The sequence below is a fragment of the Chryseobacterium sp. HR92 genome, from assembly GCF_045689405.1.
Taxonomy (GTDB): Bacteria; Bacteroidota; Bacteroidia; order Flavobacteriales; family Weeksellaceae; genus Chryseobacterium; species Chryseobacterium viscerum_A.
Window position 1 is genome coordinate 953,672 of the sequence record NZ_CP139139.1, and the last position, 20,309, is coordinate 973,980.

Genomic DNA, 20,309 nt, shown 5'->3' on the forward strand with positions numbered 1-20,309 from the left:
GAGAAAATACTTTTCTGCTTTTTTAAGATGATAATACCGGAAATAATTATTTTTTAGACCCTATTAATAAGTGTAAACTGTACCCATTGTAAAAGATAAAATTTCAATACATTTGGGGACAGGCAGTTTTACATGATGAATTTCACGATTTATCCTAGTAAAATAAAAGTTTGTTTAATCCCGGAGACTTCTTTCCAAACTCTTTTGAATTATATATTTTAGAAATGAAAAAATTAAACATAGCGATACCCGCTACATTGTTAGCGATCATATGTGTACAGGGAGGAGCTTCTATTGCCAAGCAGCTTTTTCCTGCCATTGGAGCTATTGGTACAGTTACTTTAAGAATTGTACTTTCAGCTGTTTTGCTTACGGTGATTAATCGTCCGAAATTTTTAGAGTTTAACAGACAGAAATGGAAATATTGTGCGATATACGGAATAGGTCTGGCAGCAATGAATCTTATTTTTTATATGGCAATTCAAAGAATTCCATTAGGGCTGGCGGTTACCGTAGAGTTTGCAGGACCTTTATTTCTTGCATTGGTATTGTCCCGTAAACTATTGGATGTTGCATGGGCATTATTGGCATGTGTGGGAATTCTGCTGATTGTTCCTTGGCAGAATGATCATGTGGATTTGGTAGGACTTGGGCTTGCCTTTCTTGCAGGAATGTTCTGGGCTGTTTATATCATAATGGGTGGGAAAGTTTCCAAAATAATGGATGGAAAAGATGCCGTAACTACCGGGATGATATTTGCGAGTATAGTGATTATTCCCTTTACAATATGGGATGGCGCGGTTTTTAATCTTACTCCCACTATTTTTGTAAAAGGGCTGGGAGTAGCTATTCTTTCAAGTGCTTTGCCATTTTCGCTGGAAATGATGGCTTTGAAAAGACTTCCTGCAAAAACTTTCAGTATTCTGATGAGCCTGGAACCTGCATTTGCTGCTCTTTCAGGATTGGTTTTTCTTTCTGAAAAGTTATCTTTCTTACAGTGGATTTCTATTGCCTGTGTGATTACGGCGAGTATAGGAACTACTGTTTTCAATAAGAAATCTCTTTCTCATGAGTAAAGAAGGAGAAATTAAATGATATCAAATATCACAGTAAAAACAGTCTCATTATGATCTGATACCACTGTAATTTTTGCATGGTGGAGGAGAATAATTTTCTCGGTAAGGAAAAGCCCTATTCCGTGTCCTTTCTCCTGTCTGGATGTTTCGCTTCTGTAAAAAGGTTTGAAAATATGTTCCAAATCTTCTTTAGGAATGATGTTTCCTGTATTGGCAAAACTAATCAAAAGAATCTTGGAATTGGTTCTGACATCTATTGAACAAATGTGTTCTGGCGAATATTTACAGGCATTATCAATAAGATTATTAAAGGCCACCTGTAGAAGATATTCATTTCCCTGGATGATAAGTTCGTGCTCTTCTACCGCATCGTCTATGTTTAATGAAACTTTATATCCGGAATTCTCTTTTACGATTTTAGTATAAGATTCCAGAAGAATTTCATCAAGGCGAAGTTCGGAAAAGCTGATCTCGTTAGGATCATAACTTGCTTTGGCGAGGTCCATTAAACTATTGGAAAGTTTCACCATATTTCGTGCATCTTCCAGTGCATATTGGATGGTTTCCTGATATTCTGCTTTGGTTTTATCTTTTTCAGAAGCCAGTTCCAGTTCAGTAATAATGGCAGATAGAGGCGTTCTCAATTCATGTGAAATATTGGATACAAAATGCTTTTGTGAATCAAAAGAGTTTTCCAGCCTTTCCAGCATTCCGTTAAAATTTTGAGCAAGTTCATTAAGTTCATCTTTTTCCTTTGTTGTTTTCAGACGCAACTGTAATTTCCCGGCTGTAATTTTTTTAATCTGGGCGACCATCTCACTGAGTGGACTCAATGCCTTCTTGGAAAGAAATATTCCTGAAAGATAAATCAATATTAAAATACTGAAGAACGAAATAATGCTGATGGTAAGAAGATGAGTGAGATATTCATATCCATATTGATCATAGGCTGCGGCGGTTACCGCATAAGTTTTTCCCTCATAATGATAGACCATCCCGATCACCTGCAAATCATTTAAAAAGAAATTGATTCTCTTTTCCTGGAATATCTGCGAAAGCATTTCCGGGGTTTCCTTTACATAATCTACCTTGGCATCGTCATGATAAACCAGTTGTTTATTGGCATCATAAATGGCTACCTGAACTTCATTAAGTGTTCTGGTATTGTTTTTATAAAGCTTATGCATTTCCTGCTCCGGCAGTGAACTTCGGAAAAACAAATCTGCTTTGGCAATCGCTTCGTTCTGAAGTTCGCTGTAAAAAGACTTTTCTCTGGCTTCTTTGGATGAATAATAAATCGAAACGCTGTAAGCACTTAAAAGCATTGCAGTAATTAAGGTAAAAAGCAGTGTAAGTCTGGTTCTTATTTTCATCCGGATATTTTTTAGTTCATCTTAATGATTACTGTACAATGCCTGATTCGTAGTCTTTCTTCAGAATAAATCCCATACCGGCTTTGGTGTGGATAAGTTTGGTCTCAAAATCTTTATCAATCTTTTTTCGGAGATAATTAATGTATACATCAATAAAATTGGTTCCCGTATCAAAGTGGGTTTCCCATACTTTCTCTGCAATTTCACTTCGGGAAAGGACTCTTTCTGAATTTTCCAGCATGAATTTTAAAAGATTAAATTCTTTCGGAGTCAGTTTTATCGGAGTATGATCCCTGCTCACCGTTTTCTGCTCCAGATTCATTTCAATTCCCTCATATTGAAGAACAGAAACTTTTTGCAGCCTCTGTTGTGAAAAACGTTTCAGAAGTACTTTGATCCTTGCTGTCAGTTCCCGCATTTCAAAAGGTTTGGTCAGATAATCATCAGCTCCGGCATCAAATCCTTCCAGTTTATCATCAGTGGTTCCCAGTGCAGTCAGCATAATGACAGGAAGATTAGGTTTTAATGCTTTGATTTCATTACAAAATTCAAGGCCATTTTTTTTAGGAAGGACAATATCTGTGACGATCAGATCAAAATTGGTCTGCAAAGCCAGTTTCAGACCTGTGATTCCGTCATAAGCCACGGTTACCTCAAATTCAGCTTCCTGAAATCCTTTTGCAATCAGTTTGGAAAGCCTGTCATCGTCTTCAACTAATAAAATATGTGGCATAAGAATCTTGGAAATGTTTGGGTTGGTGTGAAGAATAGATCAATATTCCCACAAATGTAATGAATTCTATTTTGTAATTTTGATGCCGAAAGTAGAATAGAATGTCTGAATTTAAAATATTTTTTAGCAAAAGAATCAAAGAAATTATTGCTGTAGGAATTTTATCCTTTTTAATGATTTTACTGGTTCAGTGTAGTCACGTTTATCAAAGTAATGTAGAACTCAAAAATGGAGATCTTCTTTTTGTTACTGCCAAAGAATCCGGGCTTTCCGGAGCGATCAATAATGTCACTCAAAAACAAAAAACAGCTTCATTTGATCATATAGGAATTCTGGAAAAAGAAGGTCACCATATGTTTGTCCTGCATGCCGCTCCCAAAGGTGGTTCTCAAAAGCAGGATTTAAAAGACTTTATCAAAGACCAGAAAGAAGAAGGACAGGAAATCATTGTATATCGTCTGAAGCCGGAATATCAGAAAACAATTTCCGGAGCTATTGAAAAAGCCAATTCTATGCTTGGAAAACCTTACAATTTCAATTATATTCTGGATGAAAATTCATATTACTGTTCAGATTTTGTGGAAAGGGCTTTTCGGGATGATCATATTTTCAAACTGGAGCCAATGACATTTATTGATCCCAAAACAGGTAAAACAAATACGTTTTGGGAAGAATTTTATACCAAAAAAAGTGTCAAAGTCCCTGAAGGTGAGCCTGGTTGCAACCCCAACGGACTTGCCGGTTCTGAGAAACTGGAAAGAATAAATAAACTTTAAAAGAGAAAGAAGCTGCTAAAGCTTCTTTTTTTTATGTTAAAATTTAAAAAATATTAGTCTACTAATTTGGTGGACTAATATTTTTTTATATTTTTGTCACAGATTTAAATGCAGAGTGCAATATGATCTGAGAAGTTTAACCAAAAAAATGTTTAGCGATGATTACATCTAATCCAGGCCTGCAGGTTTTACAAAATAAAATAAACCTGCCTAAAAAAGAATTGTTATTGGAAATAGAGTTGAATGGCAAAATGAAATTTGAACATTTAATGAATACCATCTACAATCAATTGGGCATCTGTCATAGAGTGTTATCCGCTAACGTAGAGTATGTGAACGGATATAGTTTTGGTTCAGTACAGTTATATATTAATGTAAGTTCAGAAGATTTTCAGCAGCTTGAGATCTATCTGAATAAAAATAAACTTATGAATACGACGGTGGAGTATATCTGCAGAAAGTATTTTTAAGTGAGATTCATATAGTTTTAATTACCTAAAGTGTCCGGTTCTTTTATCGGGCACTTTTTACTTTACCCTAAAAAACGGATTACAAAAGATTAATCGTTAACCGGGACAAAATTCCCCTCCTCTGGAGGGGTGGCAAAAATTCTTTGAATTTTTGACGGGGTGGTAAAACAAAAAAAGCGCTCAGAATATTCTGAACGCTTTCATATTATAAATAAAATAATTTTAAATTCTTTCGATATCGGCACCAATTGCTCTTAGCCTTCCATCGATATTCTCATATCCTCTGTCAATTTGTTCGATATTGTGGATAATAGATTTTCCTTCTGCTGAAAGTGCAGCAATAAGAAGAGCGTTTCCGGCTCTGATATCCGGGGAAACCATCGTTGTACCTCTTAGCGGAGCCTCCTGGTTCAATCCGATTACCGTAGCTCTGTGCGGATCACATAAAATGATCTGAGCGCCCATGTCAATTAATTTATCCACAAAGAATAATCTGGATTCAAACATTTTCTGATGAACCAGAATACTTCCTTTTGCCTGAGTAGCAACCACTAAAATAATAGATAATAAATCCGGCGTAAATCCTGGCCATGGAGCATCCGAAATAGTAAGGATAGACCCGTCAATAAATTTTTGAATTTTATAATGTTCCTGAGCAGGAATGTAGATGTCATCACCACTTTGCTCTAGCTCGATTCCTAATTTTCTGAATGTATTCGGGATTACACCAAGTTGGTTCCAGTTTACATTTTTGATGGTGATTTCAGATTTTGTCATTGCCGCAAGACCAATCCACGATCCGATTTCTACCATATCCGGAAGCATGGTATGCTCCGTTCCTCTCAGATAATCTACTCCTTCAATGGTAAGAAGGTTGGATCCGATTCCTGAAATATTGGCTCCCATTCTGTTCAGCATTTTACATAATTGCTGAAGATAAGGTTCGCAGGCTGCGTTGTAGATTCTTGTTTTTCCTTTTGCCAAAGCTGCTGCCATTACAATGTTGGCAGTTCCGGTTACAGAAGCTTCTTCCAATAAAATGAATTTTCCTCTCAGTTCTTTGGCTTTTAAAGAATAGAAATATTCCTCTTCATCATAATTGAATTCAGCACCCAGTTCAACAAGCCCCTGGAAGTGGGTATCCAGTCTTCTTCTTCCGATTTTGTCACCTCCCGGAGTCGGCATATAAGCTTCTCCGTAACGGGCAAGCATTGGGCCCATAAGCATAATAGATCCACGTAATTTTGCTCCGTCTTTTTTGAACTCGTTAGATTTTATGTAATCAAAATTTACCTGATCAGCCTTGAAAGTATAATCTCCCTGTCCGTTTTTAGTAATTTTTACTCCAAAATCTCCAAGAATTTCAATCAGTCTGTTAACATCATGAATATCAGGGATATTTTTGATTCTTACCTCTTCGTCCGTAAGGAGTACCGCACATAAAATTTGTAGAGCCTCATTCTTGGCTCCTTGTGGAGTTATTTCGCCCTGCAGTTTTTTTCCTCCTCTTATTTGAAATGTTCCACTCATTATTTTCTGTTTTTATGATTGTTATTGTGCCTCCTCTTGTTAGGCTGGTTGCTGTTGCTGTTTTTATTACTGTTGCTATTCCTGTTGTTATTGTTATTATTCCTGTTGTTGTTATTACTGGTGTAATAGATTTTACTTTTTTCAAGAGAATCTATTCCGGTAAGATCAAGCCTGTTTTCAGACAGTTCTTTCAAGTGGCGGAAAATAACATCATCCGTCACATGTTCTTTATTATAGACATTATAAGATTTCTTCATATTGTTGGCAATTACTTCGATAAGGGCTTCTTTTTCATCACCCGTTTCCAGTTCAATTGCTTTTTCTATCAATTGAAGAATACTTTTTCCGTAAAACTTAAAGTCACCTTGAAGTTTTGGATATTCCATTCTTTTAGGTTTTTCTGCCAATTGTTCCGGAGTAGGGAACGGATATGGAGATTCTACATCCAGATCGTGATTAGCAAGAATAAAAAGATGGTCCCAAAGTTTATGTTTATAATTTTCCTCGTCGCGAAGTTGTGGGTTTCTCTGACCCATAAAATCGATGATTGCCATAGCCATTTCATTCCTTTCCTCTTTGGTAGGAAGTTCTTTGCAACGCTCAACCAACTGTTGTATAATTCTGCCGTATTCCGGCATATGAAGCTGAGTTTTTTGGGTATTGTATTCCATAGTATGCAAATATATGGATTAAAAGAAAAATTGTTTCGAGAATCTGAAAAATTTATGATTTTTTAATGAAAATTTTAAATGAATTTATTCTTGATTTATTGTTGAAAATTAAAATATTTCCCGTCCATTTGAATTTGTTTTCAATAAAATTGTATCTTGTTTAATAGATTGATAATTAATTATTACGATGAAAAAAACATATTTTTTCCTTTCCCTATTGGCTTTAGCACTGGTTAGCTCTTGTCAGAACAGAGATGAATTGATTACGGAGACTTCCAGACAGGAAGAGGTTCATAACAAAACAGTGAACGTAACTCAGCATGACGGCCGGCCGTTCAGTACCGGAAATAATTCCGGGTCTATACAAGGTAAGTTTATATCAGGACCAGGTGGAGGAGTTTTGATGCAGGGCTTTTACTGGGATGTTCCTGAAGGAGGCAACTGGTGGAATACCGTTAAAGATAAATTAACAGCATGGTCCAATGCCGGAATTGGTGCCGTATGGCTGCCTCCAGCCTCAAAAGCACAGAACGGGGCTTACTCTATGGGATATGATCCTACGGATTATTATGATTTTGGAAATTTTAACCAGAATGGAAGTGTGGAAACCCGTTTTGGATCAAGAACTGAACTTGAAGCATTGATTACAAAAGCGCATGCAGAAAGTATGCAGGTGTACGCAGATATTGTGATTAATCATAATAGTGGCGGACAATCTGAAGCGAATCCATTCACAGGAACGAATACCTGGACTGATTTCTCAGGCGTTGCTTCCGGGAAATTTCAGAGAAATTATAATGATTTTTATAAAAATTCCTACGGAAATAATGATGAAGGCGCTTTTGGAGGATTTCCGGATCTGTGTCACGCCAATCCTCATGTTCAGGACTGGCTTTGGGGAAGAGATGATTCTGTGGCAAAATATTATAAAAATGTGATGAAATTTGATGGATGGAGGTTTGATTACGTTAAAGGTTTCGGACCTTGGGTAGTCAATACCTGGAATTCTAAAGTAGGTGGATTTTCTGTTGGTGAACTATGGGATTCCAACGTTAATACATTGGAATGGTGGGCAAATAATGCCAACAGTTCTGTATTTGATTTTGCTGCCTATTATAAAATGGATGAAGCTTTTGATAATGGTAATTTGAACGTTTTGAATGATGATATGATGTGGAAAAGAAATCCTTACAAAGCAGTCACTTTTGTGGCCAATCACGACACGGATATAATTAACAATAAAATGCCTGCATATGCCTATATTTTAACTCATGAAGGATATCCTACCATTTTTTACAGAGATTATGAAGAATGGCTGAACAAAGAAAGGTTGAACAACCTGATCTGGATTCATAACAATAAAGCAACAGGAACAACTTCTATTCTTTATACTGATAATGATGAATATATTGCAAGACGTAACGGCTACAATGGAAATCCCGGACTGGTTGTTTATATCAATACATCATCAAGCTGGCAGGAAAGATGGGTGGAAACCAATTGGAGCAGTCAGCAGATCAAAGATTTCACCGGACATTCGGGTTGGTATCCGACAACACAAGGAGATAAATGGGTGAAAATCCAATGCCCGCCGAATTCTTATTCTGTATGGTCGCTTAATTTATAAGTAATGAATAATGAGTAATAAGTAATGAATGGGTGAAAATTAGTTTTTATCACTCGTTCAAGCTTGTTTATTATCCACTAAACTTGTCATTCCGTAGGAATCTATACAACTGATCATTTTAATGTCGCGTTGTGAGAAACTCTTACGGAATGATATTTTTGAATATAATAAAAACTATTAAGAAATAAAGTGTAATTAGGATGAATCATTCTGATTTTTAAGCTTAAAGCGAAGCTTATCTTAATACTCTCAACACCTTAAACAATCTTAATGTTTCAATAAATAAAGTTTAAAGAAGTTCTTTATATAAGCTAAAGGAAATTTTCTGTAAGATAAAGCTACACCTGAATAAACTTTTTCTTCTGATGCTGGTCCGGTAAATAACACTTCTGATTGGCCAGCTTCATCCTGTTTCTGGAAATGATATCATATACTTTATCACTTAAAAAAGCAGGCATAATTTTTCCAATAAAAGAAAGTTTATAAACACCTCCCAATAAGTTAGCGATTTCCAGTACTGCCCTTGATTTAATCTGATAATACCGCCCAGGTTTCCATAGATACATGGTATTGAATACATTAGTTTCCAGGCCTCTTTCGGATAAAAATTGTTGTCCGAAATCAGATTGAAGAGAAGCAAACATGAACTGGTCTTTCTTGTCACGCTCCAAAATCCACTGCACCCAGAAATTACAGACACCGCAATCTCCGTCAAAAAATACAATATGTTTATTCTCCCAGTTTTCCACGACTTTATTTATTAAACATGATTCTTCTTTCTGTATCTTCTTTTACTTTTTTGAAATATTGAGTAAGCTCTGCACGCTGTTCATCCGAGAGTTTGGCATCCTGATGTCCTAAATAATAAGATTCAAGCGGCATTTCTTTTTTTTCAACCATTTCTATACATTCCTCCAGCTTATGAAGCTGTCTTTTAGGTTCATATACTGCAAAGGTAGAAAAATTAAGATGTTTCCTGCCTTCATTAATATGATTTTTTACCCACCATGAAGCCGGGGAAATATTAGTATACCACGGATATGCTGTTTCATTGGAATGACAGTCGTAGCATGAAGTTCTTATAGTGCGGGCAATTTTTTCCGGAGTGTTTTTAATTTTCAGAAAATCCATGCCGGGTGTAGGAGGCGGATTTGTTTTGTCTATGGGAAAAAACTGAATGATAATAAAAGCAACAAGAAGGATAACAATTATTTTTTTCATAGCAGACGTTTCATGTTTGGTAAAGATAAAGGTAGTTAATTTATTTTTAGTGAGATAAAGTTGGAAGCTGGGAGAGAGACTGGAGGTACTTTCAATAGTTCTTTGAATAGTGCGTTTTTCCAGATTTTTTTAGGAATTGTTAATTTATTTTTCATGATGCTATTAAACTTCCAGCTTCCTTCTTCCTTTTCCTACAAATTCTTACGTTGAGTAATTCTAAATTGCACCGTATACTGCTGTTTTTATTTAAGTTAATCTGAAAAATGATTAACTTAATACCACAATTTTGTCTTATCCCGAATGTGGTTAGAAATATATGTTTATAGTTTTTAACTATCATTGGGATAAGAATTAATAGATTGTATTTATCAGTCAAACGTTGTAGGTTTGTCATGTTCTTACAACAGAAAATTGAAACTGTATTAATCAACATAAAAAATAAAATAAACGACAATGGAAAAAGATTTGAATGACATCAGTAAATGCCCGTTTCATAACGGAACAATGAAGAAGAGTGTAGCAGGAGGAGGAACTCAGAATTCTGATTGGTGGCCGGATCAGCTTAGAGTAGATCTTCTGCGCCAGCATTCTTCCCTTTCAGATCCTATGGACAAGGATTTTGACTATGCCAAAGCATTTGAAAGCCTGGATTTGGAGGCAGTAAAAAAAGATCTTCATGCATTAATGACAGATTCCCAGGACTGGTGGCCGGCAGATTTTGGTCACTACGGACCTTTATTTATCCGTATGGCCTGGCACAGCGCCGGAACGTATCGTGTAGGTGACGGAAGAGGTGGAGCAGGAGCTGGACAACAGCGTTTTGCACCACTAAACAGCTGGCCGGATAACGTAAGCCTTGATAAAGCAAGAAGATTGTTGTGGCCAATCAAGCAGAAATATGGTAGAAACATCTCTTGGGCAGACCTTTTGATTCTTACTGGAAATATTGCTCTTGAATCTATGGGCTTCAAAACATTTGGATTTGCCGGAGGACGTGCAGATGTCTGGGAACCGGATTCCGATGTGTATTGGGGATCAGAAAAAACATGGCTGGGAGGTGATTTACGTTATGCTCACGGTTCAGAAGGAGTTGTAGAAGGACATTCTGCAGTTCTTCCTACTGATGATAATGCAGACGGAGATATTCATTCAAGAAATCTTGAAAATCCATTGGCAGCCGTACAGATGGGACTTATTTATGTAAACCCTGAAGGTCCGGATGGAAATCCAGATCCTATTGCTGCTGCTAAAGATATCCGTGATACTTTCGGCCGTATGGCAATGAACGATGAAGAAACGGTTGCTTTGATTGCCGGAGGACATACTTTTGGTAAAACCCACGGAGCCGGTCCTGCAGATCATGTAGGTAAAGAACCTGAAGGAGCAGGAATTGAACAACAGGGATTAGGATGGGCGAGCAGCTATAAATCAGGAAGCGGCAGAGATGCTATTTCCAGTGGTCTGGAAGTGACCTGGACAGAAACTCCTACTCAATGGAGCAATTATTTCTTTAAAAATCTTTTTGAAAATGAATGGGAATTGACAAAAAGCCCTGCCGGAGCTCACCAATGGGTAGCGAAAGATGGAGCAGATATTATTCCTGATGCATTCGATTCTTCTAAAAAGCATAAACCAACAATGCTTACAACAGACCTTTCATTGAGACTGGATCCTGTTTACGAAAAAATTTCAAGACATTTTTATGAAAATCCTGATGCCTTTGCAGATGCTTTTTCAAGAGCTTGGTTTAAACTGACACACAGAGATATGGGACCACGTGCCCGTTATTTGGGACCGGATGTTCCACAGGAAGAATTAATTTGGCAGGATCCTATTCCGGAAGTGAATCATGAATTGGTTGACGAAAATGATGTGGAAGCATTGAAATCAAAAGTTTTAAATTCGGGATTAACTAATTCAGAGCTTATATCTACAGCCTGGGCTTCTGCTTCTACTTTCAGAGGAAGTGATAAACGTGGCGGAGCTAATGGAGCAAGAATAAGACTGGAACCTCAAAGAAACTGGGAAGTAAATAATCCTTCACAGCTGAATAAAGTATTAGGAGTATTGGAAGGAATTCAGAAAGAATTCAACGATTCTCAAAATGGAGGTAAGAAAATCTCAATAGCGGATCTGATTGTTCTGGCAGGTAATGCTGCAGTAGAAGTTGCTGCAAGAAATGCCGGACAGGATGTGAAAGTTCCTTTAGCCCCAGGAAGAATGGACGCTTCTCAGGAACAAACCGATGTAGAATCTATGGGATATCTTGAGCCTATTGCTGATGGATTCCGTAATTATTTGAAAAGAAGATTTACAGTATCTACAGAATCTTTACTGATTGATAAAGCACAGTTATTAACACTTACTGCACCAGAACTGACAGTGCTGATAGGAGGGATGCGTGCTTTGGATACAAACTTTGACGGTTCAAAACACGGTGTCTTTACCAGCCGTCCGGGAGTTCTTACCAATGATTTCTTCGTAAATCTTTTAGATATGGGAACCCAATGGAAAGCAATGTCAGACGATAAACAACTTTACATGGGAACAGATCGTTCAACCGGTCAGCCAAAATGGACGGCAACCCGAGCTGATCTTGTTTTCGGTTCCAATTCCGAATTGAGAGCAATAGCTGAGGTATACGGAAGTGCAGATGCACAGGGTAAATTTGTAAAAGATTTTGTGGCAGCATGGACGAAAGTGATGAATCTGGACAGGTTTGATCTGGTTTAATAAATAAAAAATGAAAATAAAAACGGGCTGTCTTTGCAAAGACAGCCCGTTTTGTTATACTTATCGGTGATTTTGAAAGGGTAATGGAAAGCTTGTTTATTTTATTGGCCTCCTTTTAATGTAATAATTTCATCTACTAATAATGGGATCACGTTTCTTGCCATAGCAATGAAATCCTGATCCTCCGGTTTTATTGAAATGAATTCTATATCATAATCTCTGTTTTCTTCCTCTCCAGTCATTATAAAACTGGATCCGGAATTAAAGTCTCTTCCCTCAATATAGGATGTCCATGGAGATTGGGTAGCTTTATTACATATTTCCATGATGTTTTTTAATTCTAAATCTGTCATTTTACTTAGTTTTAGTCGGATTTTTAATTAATGTTGGATTAAATAATTTTCGGCCTGCTATGCCACTATTCCTGCTCCGGGCTAAATTTACAATTTAAGAATTTATCATGAAGATATAAAAACAAAAACCATCCTTAAAAAAGGATGGTTTGTAGACCCACAGGGATTCGAACCCCGACTGACGGTACCAAAAACCGGAGTGCTACCGTTACACTATAGGTCTGTTTCGATGATGCGAAATTATAGAATTTATTTTAAATATGAAAATCAAAATTAAAGATTAATTAACATAATAAGAGTGTAAAACGCTTTACTTATTGATATCCAAATAATTATTTTTAATAAAAATTTAAAAAAAATCTGCTCCTATCCATAAACAGCAAGTTGGTGAATATTGTCTGCTCAATTTGAAGAGTAAGATTTGTGCTAATTTATCCGATGGATAATGACTTCCAGCCTCCTTCTTCCAGCTTTCATCCTTAAAGCCCCGTTAAATAATAAAATCCTATCTTTGCAAAAAATTGGGCTCCAAAAGTTGGAGTAACCCATTAATAACATATCCTGAGCATAAGCAGAAGGATTATTAAACATTTTTTATGTCAAATATTGTCGCAATCGTTGGACGTCCCAACGTAGGAAAATCCACGCTTTTTAATCGTTTATTAGAAAGAAGAGAAGCTATTGTTGATTCTACAGCCGGTGTTACCAGAGACCGTCACTACGGAAAATCTGACTGGAATGGAGTAGATTTTACTGTAATTGATACCGGAGGTTATGATGTAGGTACAGATGATATCTTTGAAGAAGAAATCCGTAAGCAGGTACAATTAGCCGTAGAAGAAGCTACTTCTATTATCTTTATGATGAATGTGGAAGAAGGACTTACCGATACAGATTACGAAATTTACAGATTACTAAGAAGATCCAATAAACCAATTTATATTGTTATCAATAAGGTAGATTCTGCCAAAGAAGAACTTCCGGCAACAGAATTCTACCAGTTAGGTATTGATAAATATTACACTCTTTCTTCCGCTACCGGTTCAGGAACAGGAGAAATCTTAGATGATATTGTTAGAGACTTTCCAACAACAGAATATAAAGATCCTTTTGAAGGATTACCTAAAATCACCATTGCAGGCCGTCCAAACGTAGGGAAATCTACAATGACAAATGCTTTGTTAGATGTTGAAAGAAATATCGTAACTGATATTGCAGGAACTACAAGAGATAGTATCCAGACTCTATATAATAAATTCGGGCACGAGTTTGTATTGGTAGATACTGCAGGGATGAGAAGAAAATCTAAGGTAAGCGAAGACCTTGAATTCTATTCTGTAATGAGATCTATTCGTTCTATCGAGTATTCTGACGTAGTAATTATCATGGTGGATGCTACACAAGGGTGGGAATCGCAGGATATGAATATCTTCGGATTGGCTCAGAAAAACAGAAAAGGAATTGTAATCCTTGTTAATAAATGGGATTTGATCGAAGACAAGCAGACCAATACAATGCGTGATTTTGAAAAATCAATCAAAGACAAAATCGGTCAGTTCCAGGATATTCCAATCTTATTTGTTTCAGCTTTAACGAAGCAGAGAATCTTAAAAGCTGTAGAAGTAGCAATGGAGGTTTATGAAGACCGTAAGAAGAAGATCAAAACTTCAAAACTGAATGAAGTAATGCTTCCAATCTTTGAAAATACACCACCACCAGCATTGAAAGGGAAGTATATCAAGATTAAATATTGTGTGCAGCTTCCAACGCCGTCACCACAGTTTGTATTCTTCTGTAACCTTCCACAGTACGTAAAGGAACCTTATAAAAGATTTACTGAAAACCAGTTGAGAAAAGAATTCGGGTTTACCGGAGTTCCGATTGAAGTGTATTTCAGACAAAAATAATAAGAACGATGTTCATAGAAAATCCGGTAAGTTTGCTTGCCGGATTTTTTTTGATTTTAAATTAAAAACCTTGCGCTAATCACTAAAATCAGACTTTTTATCGGTAAATAGTTGTAATATATAGCAAAGGTTTATTTTCATTAATATGTTTTATTTCTCCCCAGGCCCAATCTTTCAATTCGTTTTTTAGTTGTAATTTTGCAGGAATTAATATTAATTAACTGAAATTAAAAATAAAATTTTCATGCTTACTATTTTATCGCAAAACTTTTCTCTTGTCAATGAGTGGATTAACGAACTTAGAAACGTTGACATCCAGCATGACCGAATGAGATTCAGAAGAAATATGGAAAGAATCGGAGAGATTGCCGCTTTTGAAATCAGTAAAGGATTGGAGTACAGAGAAGTTGAAATTCAAACTCCTTTAGATACAATAAAAAGCAGGGAAATTGCTGTACAACCGGTTATTACCACTATTTTAAGAGCAGGAGTTCCATTGTTTGAAGGAATTCTGAGCTATCTGGACAGAGCCGACTGCGGTTTTGTAGCAGCCTACAGAAAACATGATGCAAACGATTATTTCTCAATCAAACAGGATTATCTGACATGCCCAAGCATCGAAGGCAGACCTTTGATTGTGGCAGACCCGATGCTGGCAACAGGAGCTTCTTTAATTGAAGCAATTAAAGACCTGTTAACCAATGGAAATCCAACCCAGCTTCATATTGTTGCAGCAATTGCTTCAAAACAAGGTGTTGAAACCATTCAGAATGCCTATCCCGAAGCTCACATCTGGGTAGGAGCCATTGATGAAGAATTAACATCAAAGGGTTATATTACTCCTGGTTTAGGAGATGCCGGAGATCTTAGCTACGGAGAAAAACTTCAAAGATAATTTAAGAGAGATTCCAAAAATCTTTTATTAAGTTCAACAATAAACCTGGTCGTACTTTATCCAGTGGATGTTTTGTATCTGGAAGTACGGCCAATTTTGCATTCGGAAGACTTCTGTAGACCCTTGAGCTTTCTTCGATGGTTACCATATTATCTTTATCTCCCACCATGATTTGAATAGGAATATTAATCATCGCAAGATTATTTTCCAACGGAGGATTTTTGCCTAAACGAATCATCAAATCATCAATAGCAGGAAGAAGCTGCTTCCATTTTGATCCGTGCTGTGATTCTAAGAGTTGGGCATACTGCGGAATTTTTTCAAGAATGACATCAGGATTAAGCATTTTACTTTCTTTTAAAGCCTGTTCCTCAGTCCAGTCAAACTTTGTTCCCAAAGTTATAATAGAATTTACATTTTCAGGACTTTTCATCGCGTAACAAAGTGCTGCATAACCTCCCATACTGTGCCCGAAAATTGAGACATCTCTCAAATTATTCACTTCACAATATGCTGATAATTCCTGAGTATACTTTTCAATACTAATACCCTCTGCCGGAAGTTCCTGATTTCCATGTCCTGAAAATAAAGGAGTGTGTATCGTAAAATGCTGGGAAAGAGCGTTCAAATAAGGTGTGAAAATGTCGCTGTGACCTAAAGCTCCGTGTAATAAAAGCAGATTTGGCATAGTTGTTTAGTTTCCGGAAAATTAAGAAAAAGAATCGAAGGATGAAAATAGATTGGGGAGGAGAGTAAGAGGGTAAGAGTGTGGGAGTGATTTAGAGTTTGAGGGCTTTAGAGTTTTGAGAGTATTTTTGAATATGATTTCGTACTATGCATCCCGAATTTAATCCCTCGCATCCCGTATCTCGAAACCCGTATCCCATATCAGACATCCATTGCCATCACCAAAACACTCACTTTATTGTTTCCTGCGTTTAAAATCTCCCATGCAACTGATGAAACTGTATTTCCTGTGGTAAAAACATCGTCAATCAGAAGAATATGTTTTCCTGTAACAGATTTTGTGATAGAGAATGTATTGACGGCTTCCAATCTGTGTTTCTTATCTTTTAAAGCCTGTGCTTTTGAATAGTAATTTCGTTTAATTAATTGATGGTCAAAAGGGATGTTATAAAATGAAGATAATGTTTCAGTGAATAAATGAAGCTGATTGTATCCCCGTTCCTTAAGTTTCTTTGGGTGAAGTGGTACGCTTATCAGTAAATCAGGTTTTTCGTGATCGAAATCCAGACGTTCTGTTGTCCAGTCTGCAAGGATCTTTCCGGCTTTTTCCCGGCCTTTGTATTTTAGTTCATGGATGATCTGCCGGCTTAAACTTTCTTCTTCAAATTGCAGTAAAGCAAAAGTGTTTTCAACAGGAAAAAGCAAGCTGCATTTTTCCTTGATCGGATTGTTTTCAAAATAGGAATAATGGGTGAAATAAATCTGGCTAAAACAAAGATCACACACCAAAAGTTCAGGATCAATAATTCTGTTGCAGTGGATGCAACGGTTGGGAAACAATAAATCTAATATCATGACTGTGTTTTGTACTAAGATAGGAAATAAAAGTTAATAAAGTCAATGGTGAATTTTGCTCCGCAAATGAATAGTCAATTGTAAGAAGTCTATAAGAGAACAATTTATAACAGTATAAAAATTGACAAGCAAAGCGTATTGACGATTCACCATTCACCCTTTATTCCTCAAACCTCTTCCTTATCTTCTCTACAGCGTTTTTCATGCTTAGATTAAAATGCTCCTTTTCCAGTCTTACCGGCGGTGCCTGTCTCACTTCGCAATCAGCAATACTGCAGGATTCGCAGGTAACTCCTACATTGATAGTTTTTAAAGAAGGAGATTTTATAAAACTTATTTTTTTGATTGTCTGTGAATTCAATAAAATACCAAGGCAGTAACTTCTGTTGCTTCCATCTGAAAAAGGATTTTTTTGTGAAGTGGAAATCACAAGATAGCTTATTCCCTGATCTTTATAATGGGATATTTGGGCATCGGTAAGGGTTTCATTTTCTTTCAAATGATCAAGATTTTTCACAGCAATCCATCTTCTGCAGTAATGTTCGTTGGTTGCATTGGCGTGAGGTGCCTGCTGGTGGTTCAGATGAAGTTCTTTTAAAATCTGAATTTTATCTGAATTTTTCTTTTTTACCAGACACAGATAAAACAAATCCTTAATTCCCATTTCAGCCGAAAGAATATTGGTCAGTCGGTAGTAAAATGTTTCGGGGGAACGGGTAAAACTGTTGATAAGATTTTCAAAATTTACAGCTTCCCATGTATTATGCTGGAAAAACTCTGATGTCTTCTCAATGACAGGTTCTTTTGAAATTAACAGGGCACCTGCAAAATAAGAAGCATAAAAGTTATTCAGAATTTCTTCAAAACTTCCAAAATCAAGCCATGAATACGTGTTGGGACGATTTTTTAATTCCAGTACATTGAAGCCGATTTCTTTAGCCAGAATGAATGTTTTCTGGTCTTTTTCCAGTTTTTGGTTCAACAGTAATAGTTTTCTCTCCGGAATATAAAGCGAACGAAGATTGTCTAGAGTTCCATATTTTTCAAAATCTTCAGATTGAATGGTGTAGCTGAATTTTTCTGTAAGAATTTTTTCCAGAATCTCAGACTTCAAATTTTTGCCGGGCTGTACATGATTTTCCAGAATAAACAAATTCACTTTTTCTTCAATTTCCGGAAAATAATTATCATACAATTCCTGAAATGACCTTAATACTGCAAAATAAAATCTTTCCTTTCCAAGATTATAATTCTGAGAAATTTCTATCAATGCATTGATGAAAGCTGTTACTTTTTTTGGAGCATCACTGATGATACTGATAAGGTTGTTTTTGTTGATTCCGAACAGCTCCAATGGAACTTCTTTGAAAAAATCAGACTGCAGAATTTCATTGAAAGGGGCTAGGCTTTTATCAAGTTTGGTAGAAACCAGATCATCAAAAGTGCAGCTTAGAGCTTCAGAAAGCTGAATAATCTTATCGTGTTTGGGATATTTTTTTCCGTTTTCAATTTCGTTAAGGTAAGATTTTGATAATCCTGTCTTTACAGCAAGATCCTGCAGAGACCAGTTTTTCTTTTGTCTCTGTTGTTTCAGTTTTAGCCCGAAAACTGTTTTGATAAAGTCGCTTTCTGAATTCATTACTCAAATATAAATAATTAGATGCGATTATTCGCATAATAATTTTTAAATAAATTTAGCGAACGTTCGCTATTTGTGAATATTTTTATTTATGTTTGTAATATCAAATCACAAAATCAATATGTTATGGAAACCAAGACTCAATTAGAAATAAAAGCACAGAAGCAGTTTGAAGTAGTTTTTACACCGGATTTAGCAGATTTTCTGATTGCACTTCATCAGAATTTCAATCATAAAAGACTGGAACTTTTAAAAGAGAGAAAAAATACACAGCAAAATTTCGATCAGGGAAATCTTCCTGAATTTTTAAAAGAAACAGAAGGAATCCGAAATGGAAATTGGGTGTGTGCACCTTTGCCGGAAGATTTGTCAGACAGAAGAGTAGAGATTACAGGACCAGTAGACCGCAAGATGATTATCAATGCCTTGAACTCCGGAGCTTCTACGTTTATGGCAGATTTTGAAGACAGCAGCTCGCCGGTATGGGAAAACTGTATTCAGGGGCAGATTAATCTTTCTGATGCTATTAATCGTACTATTGATTTTGTAAACGAAACAGGAAAAGCCTATACGCTAATTGAAAAGCCTGCAGTTTTGCAGGTTCGTCCCCGCGGACTTCATCTTCCGGAAAAGCATATTGAAATTAATGGTGAGAAAGCTTCCGGTTCATTGATTGATTTTGGAATGTATTTTTTCAGAAATGCCAAGTCGCTTTTAGAAAAGGAAAGCGGCCCTTATTTCTACCTTCCGAAACTGGAACACTATAAAGAAGCGCGCTGGTGGAATGAGGTTTTTGTCTTTGCGCAAAACTATCTGGGAATTCAGCAGGGAACAATTAAAGCTACAGTTTTAATAGAAACCATTACTGCATCATTTCAGATTGATGAAATTTTATTTGAATTAAAAGAGCACAGCGCAGGTCTGAACTGTGGCAGATGGGATTATATTTTTTCCTATATCAAAAAATTCAGAAACCTTCCGGAGTTTATTGTACCGGACAGAGATCAGGTGACTATGACTTCCCCTTTTATGAGTGCCTATTCCAAAAGAGTCATTGAAATATGTCACAAAAGAAATGTACATGCTATCGGCGGAATGGCAGCTCAGATTCCTGTAAAAGATAATGATGAAGCCAATAATATTGCTTTTGAAAAAGTAAGAAATGATAAAGAACGGGAAGTAAAAAATGGTCACGACGGAACCTGGGTAGCGCATCCTGCATTAGTTTCAGTGGCAAAAGAAATTTTTGATCAGTATATGCCTTCCAGAAATCAGATCGATAAAAAATTTGAATACCACATTACAGAAAGTAATCTGCTGGAGATTCCCAAAGGTGATATTACCGAAAAAGGAGTCAGAAAAAATATCAATGTAGGAATTCTTTATCTTGAAAGCTGGCTGATGGGAACTGGTGCTGCTGCTATTTATAATCTTATGGAAGATGCAGCTACTGCAGAGATATCAAGAACACAGATCTGGCAATGGCTGAAAAATGAAGCAGTGTTAAGTGATGACAGAACACTTACGCGCAATATGATTTTACAGTGGGAAAGCGAAGAAATGGACAATATTGAAAAGTATGTAGGAGAAGCCCGTTTCAAAAACGGAAAATTCAATCTTGCCAAAGAGCTTTTCAATGAACTGATCTTCTCTGAAAACTTTGAAGAATTCCTGACCCTTAAAGCATATCCTTTTATTTAGGAAAAATGTTGGTTGCTGGTTTATAGTTGCTGGTTAAAAACCAGATCATGAATTAACAATAG

General features: G+C 36.4%; 18 protein-coding genes and 1 tRNA gene. 8 read left to right on the forward strand and 11 right to left on the reverse strand.

Features of this window, described 5'->3' with window-relative positions; all coding sequences use genetic code 11:
• The first annotated feature begins 224 nt into the window (after nucleotides 1–224).
• Nucleotides 225–1,076, forward strand: a complete 852-nt coding sequence (locus tag SFA27_RS04225) for an EamA family transporter (RefSeq protein WP_407296555.1) — start codon at nucleotides 225–227, stop codon at nucleotides 1,074–1,076.
• A gap of 11 nt (nucleotides 1,077–1,087) precedes the next feature.
• On the opposite strand, the gene SFA27_RS04230 is transcribed toward SFA27_RS04225, so the two are convergent.
• Both SFA27_RS04230 and SFA27_RS04235 read right to left on the reverse strand, forming a co-directional pair.
• On the reverse strand, nucleotides 1,088–2,449 hold the full coding sequence (locus SFA27_RS04230; protein ID WP_264517036.1) for an ATP-binding protein: 1,362 nt from the start codon (nucleotides 2,447–2,449) through the stop codon (nucleotides 1,088–1,090).
• Between the two features lie 28 nt (nucleotides 2,450–2,477).
• A complete protein-coding gene (locus tag SFA27_RS04235) occupies nucleotides 2,478–3,182 on the reverse strand; it encodes a response regulator transcription factor (protein ID WP_407296559.1) in 705 nt (234 codons plus the stop codon).
• 101 nt (nucleotides 3,183–3,283) lie between these two features.
• Here SFA27_RS04235 and SFA27_RS04240 point away from each other — a divergent pair, with 101 nt between their 5' ends.
• Nucleotides 3,284–3,958 carry a YiiX/YebB-like N1pC/P60 family cysteine hydrolase gene (locus SFA27_RS04240; RefSeq protein ID WP_407296562.1) on the forward strand — a complete coding sequence of 225 codons (675 nt, stop codon included), beginning with the start codon at nucleotides 3,284–3,286 and terminating at the stop codon, nucleotides 3,956–3,958.
• A gap of 158 nt (nucleotides 3,959–4,116) precedes the next feature.
• Nucleotides 4,117–4,428: an NIL domain-containing protein gene (locus SFA27_RS04245; RefSeq protein WP_407296564.1), complete on the forward strand. Its 312-nt coding sequence runs from the start codon at nucleotides 4,117–4,119 to the stop codon at nucleotides 4,426–4,428.
• 222 nt (nucleotides 4,429–4,650) lie between these two features.
• Here SFA27_RS04245 and murA read toward each other — a convergent pair whose 3' ends face one another.
• Both murA and SFA27_RS04255 read right to left on the reverse strand, forming a co-directional pair.
• Nucleotides 4,651–5,958 (reverse strand): UDP-N-acetylglucosamine 1-carboxyvinyltransferase, encoded by a 1,308-nt coding sequence (gene murA, locus SFA27_RS04250; protein ID WP_047378939.1) that lies wholly within the window; start codon nucleotides 5,956–5,958, stop codon nucleotides 4,651–4,653.
• The gene (locus SFA27_RS04255) at nucleotides 5,958–6,629 is read right to left on the reverse strand and encodes a DUF4290 domain-containing protein (RefSeq protein WP_407296566.1); all 672 of its coding nucleotides are present in this window, start codon (nucleotides 6,627–6,629) and stop codon (nucleotides 5,958–5,960) included. The genes murA and SFA27_RS04255 overlap by 1 nt, the downstream gene beginning before the upstream one ends.
• A gap of 187 nt (nucleotides 6,630–6,816) precedes the next feature.
• Here SFA27_RS04255 and SFA27_RS04260 point away from each other — a divergent pair, with 187 nt between their 5' ends.
• Nucleotides 6,817–8,256: an alpha-amylase gene (locus tag SFA27_RS04260; protein WP_407296568.1), complete on the forward strand. Its 1,440-nt coding sequence runs from the start codon at nucleotides 6,817–6,819 to the stop codon at nucleotides 8,254–8,256.
• 338 nt (nucleotides 8,257–8,594) lie between these two features.
• Here the strand turns inward: SFA27_RS04260 and SFA27_RS04265 are convergent, their stop codons facing one another.
• Nucleotides 8,595–9,005 carry a thiol-disulfide oxidoreductase DCC family protein gene (locus SFA27_RS04265; protein WP_047378933.1) on the reverse strand — a complete coding sequence of 137 codons (411 nt, stop codon included), beginning with the start codon at nucleotides 9,003–9,005 and terminating at the stop codon, nucleotides 8,595–8,597.
• 4 nt (nucleotides 9,006–9,009) lie between these two features.
• The gene (locus tag SFA27_RS04270; RefSeq protein ID WP_407296570.1) at nucleotides 9,010–9,477 is read right to left on the reverse strand and encodes a heme-binding domain-containing protein; all 468 of its coding nucleotides are present in this window, start codon (nucleotides 9,475–9,477) and stop codon (nucleotides 9,010–9,012) included.
• A 453-nt stretch (nucleotides 9,478–9,930) separates the two neighbouring features.
• Between SFA27_RS04270 and katG the strand changes: the two genes are divergently transcribed.
• On the forward strand, nucleotides 9,931–12,210 hold the full coding sequence (katG, locus tag SFA27_RS04275; RefSeq protein WP_407296572.1) for a catalase/peroxidase HPI: 2,280 nt from the start codon (nucleotides 9,931–9,933) through the stop codon (nucleotides 12,208–12,210).
• A 101-nt stretch (nucleotides 12,211–12,311) separates the two neighbouring features.
• On the opposite strand, the gene SFA27_RS04280 is transcribed toward katG, so the two are convergent.
• Together SFA27_RS04280 and SFA27_RS04285 are read right to left on the reverse strand one after the other, a co-directional pair.
• A complete protein-coding gene (locus SFA27_RS04280) occupies nucleotides 12,312–12,563 on the reverse strand; it encodes a hypothetical protein (RefSeq protein ID WP_047378927.1) in 252 nt (83 codons plus the stop codon).
• Between the two features lie 152 nt (nucleotides 12,564–12,715).
• Nucleotides 12,716–12,786: transfer RNA gene (locus tag SFA27_RS04285), tRNA-Gln, on the reverse strand.
• A gap of 373 nt (nucleotides 12,787–13,159) precedes the next feature.
• On the opposite strand from SFA27_RS04285, the gene der reads away from it, so the two are divergent.
• Together der and upp are read left to right on the forward strand one after the other, a co-directional pair.
• Nucleotides 13,160–14,470 (forward strand): ribosome biogenesis GTPase Der, encoded by a 1,311-nt coding sequence (gene der, locus SFA27_RS04290; protein WP_047378925.1) that lies wholly within the window; start codon nucleotides 13,160–13,162, stop codon nucleotides 14,468–14,470.
• A gap of 244 nt (nucleotides 14,471–14,714) precedes the next feature.
• A complete protein-coding gene (gene upp / locus SFA27_RS04295; RefSeq protein WP_047378923.1) occupies nucleotides 14,715–15,365 on the forward strand; it encodes a uracil phosphoribosyltransferase in 651 nt (216 codons plus the stop codon).
• 1 nt (nucleotide 15,366) lies between these two features.
• Here upp and SFA27_RS04300 read toward each other — a convergent pair whose 3' ends face one another.
• The 3 genes from SFA27_RS04300 to SFA27_RS04310 form a co-directional block, all read right to left on the reverse strand.
• Nucleotides 15,367–16,053, reverse strand: a complete 687-nt coding sequence (locus SFA27_RS04300) for an alpha/beta fold hydrolase (RefSeq protein WP_407296575.1) — start codon at nucleotides 16,051–16,053, stop codon at nucleotides 15,367–15,369.
• A gap of 200 nt (nucleotides 16,054–16,253) precedes the next feature.
• Nucleotides 16,254–16,907 carry a ComF family protein gene (locus tag SFA27_RS04305; protein ID WP_407296577.1) on the reverse strand — a complete coding sequence of 218 codons (654 nt, stop codon included), beginning with the start codon at nucleotides 16,905–16,907 and terminating at the stop codon, nucleotides 16,254–16,256.
• Nucleotides 16,908–17,067: 160 nt separating this feature from the next.
• Nucleotides 17,068–18,546, reverse strand: a complete 1,479-nt coding sequence (locus SFA27_RS04310; protein WP_264517052.1) for a helix-turn-helix domain-containing protein — start codon at nucleotides 18,544–18,546, stop codon at nucleotides 17,068–17,070.
• Nucleotides 18,547–18,672: 126 nt separating this feature from the next.
• Here SFA27_RS04310 and aceB point away from each other — a divergent pair, with 126 nt between their 5' ends.
• Nucleotides 18,673–20,247, forward strand: coding sequence for a malate synthase A (aceB, locus tag SFA27_RS04315; protein ID WP_264517053.1), 1,575 nt, complete (start codon nucleotides 18,673–18,675; stop codon nucleotides 20,245–20,247).
• Nucleotides 20,248–20,309 lie beyond the last annotated feature (62 nt).

Coding starts and splice junctions, on each gene's coding strand:
- SFA27_RS04225 (WP_407296555.1), top strand. CDS start 225: ATGAAAAAATTAAACATAGCGATACCCGCTACATTGTTAGCGATCATA.
- SFA27_RS04230 (WP_264517036.1), bottom strand. CDS start 2,449: ATGAAAATAAGAACCAGACTTACACTGCTTTTTACCTTAATTACTGCA.
- SFA27_RS04235 (WP_407296559.1), bottom strand. CDS start 3,182: ATGCCACATATTTTATTAGTTGAAGACGATGACAGGCTTTCCAAACTG.
- SFA27_RS04240 (WP_407296562.1), top strand. CDS start 3,284: ATGTCTGAATTTAAAATATTTTTTAGCAAAAGAATCAAAGAAATTATT.
- SFA27_RS04245 (WP_407296564.1), top strand. CDS start 4,117: ATGATTACATCTAATCCAGGCCTGCAGGTTTTACAAAATAAAATAAAC.
- murA (WP_047378939.1), bottom strand. CDS start 5,958: ATGAGTGGAACATTTCAAATAAGAGGAGGAAAAAAACTGCAGGGCGAA.
- SFA27_RS04255 (WP_407296566.1), bottom strand. CDS start 6,629: ATGGAATACAATACCCAAAAAACTCAGCTTCATATGCCGGAATACGGC.
- SFA27_RS04260 (WP_407296568.1), top strand. CDS start 6,817: ATGAAAAAAACATATTTTTTCCTTTCCCTATTGGCTTTAGCACTGGTT.
- SFA27_RS04270 (WP_407296570.1), bottom strand. CDS start 9,477: ATGAAAAAAATAATTGTTATCCTTCTTGTTGCTTTTATTATCATTCAG.
- katG (WP_407296572.1), top strand. CDS start 9,931: ATGGAAAAAGATTTGAATGACATCAGTAAATGCCCGTTTCATAACGGA.
- SFA27_RS04280 (WP_047378927.1), bottom strand. CDS start 12,563: ATGACAGATTTAGAATTAAAAAACATCATGGAAATATGTAATAAAGCT.
- der (WP_047378925.1), top strand. CDS start 13,160: ATGTCAAATATTGTCGCAATCGTTGGACGTCCCAACGTAGGAAAATCC.
- upp (WP_047378923.1), top strand. CDS start 14,715: ATGCTTACTATTTTATCGCAAAACTTTTCTCTTGTCAATGAGTGGATT.
- SFA27_RS04300 (WP_407296575.1), bottom strand. CDS start 16,053: ATGCCAAATCTGCTTTTATTACACGGAGCTTTAGGTCACAGCGACATT.
- SFA27_RS04305 (WP_407296577.1), bottom strand. CDS start 16,907: ATGATATTAGATTTATTGTTTCCCAACCGTTGCATCCACTGCAACAGA.
- SFA27_RS04310 (WP_264517052.1), bottom strand. CDS start 18,546: ATGAATTCAGAAAGCGACTTTATCAAAACAGTTTTCGGGCTAAAACTG.
- aceB (WP_264517053.1), top strand. CDS start 18,673: ATGGAAACCAAGACTCAATTAGAAATAAAAGCACAGAAGCAGTTTGAA.